Origin of the sequence: Streptomyces sp. 5-10 (assembly GCF_014712245.1) — a bacterium.
In the GTDB taxonomy this organism is placed as follows: Bacteria; Actinomycetota; Actinomycetes; order Streptomycetales; family Streptomycetaceae; genus Streptomyces; species Streptomyces violaceusniger.
This window is the reverse complement of the sequence record NZ_JACVYG010000216.1, coordinates 1-772: the sequence shown is the minus strand read 5'-3', so window position 1 is coordinate 772 and position 772 is coordinate 1. Positions and strand designations below refer to the sequence as shown.

Here is a 772-nt window from a genome sequence, read left to right as displayed (position 1 = left end):
CCACCCGCCGCTCAAACAACTCATGCAGACACACCTCGACCTCGAACTCCACCTCAGTCGCATTCCACGCACCCACCACCAACTCACGCTCCGCCACCGGCAACACATCCAACTCCCGCACCGGCGTGCTCGGTGCCTCCCGCAGCGCATCAACCAACTCCTGGAGAGAGCCGACCATCAACGCGCACACCCGAGCCGCATCCACTGGGGCCTCGACGAGCGCGGTCACCGCAAAGCCCTCGCCCAGGTCATCCACCGACACCGTCAGCGGATAGTTGGTCCGCCCCTCACCACCCAGCAACTCAATGCCGTCCCACACCTCCTCAGTGGCACCGGATGCGTCAAGGGCGCTGTGGCGGTAGTTGAGCAGGCTCGTGAACAACGGCATCGACGCATGCACACCACTACACCGCTGCGCCAACGCCAACGACGCGTGCTCATGCCCCAACAACCGCGTCAACACGTCGTGCGTGCGGAGCACCCCCGCCTCTACGCCGTCATCACCGACCGCAATCCGCACCGGCAAGGTATTGATGAACAGCCCCATGCCTCGGTCCGCACCGGCACCGCCGTGCATCCGGCCGAACAACACGGTGCCGAACACCACGTCATCCCGGTCGGTCAACCGCGCCAACACCTGCGCCCACGCCTGGTGGCACAGACTCGCCACGCTCACCCCGAGCCGACGCGCCACAACACGCATCTGCTCAGCGAGCGTCCCGGGCAGTTCGATACGCGCCTCATCGACTCCGGAACCATCGCCCTGGACATC

The 772-nt window shown here is 65.8% G+C and carries 1 protein-coding gene; it reads right to left on the bottom strand.

The genetic code is table 11. The features are described 5' to 3' along the window. Window positions 1-703 (bottom strand): condensation domain-containing protein (locus IEJ02_RS47880; RefSeq protein WP_263408059.1); only part of this gene is annotated, 703 nt, incomplete at its 3' end. Window positions 704-772: the final 69 nt, after the last annotated feature.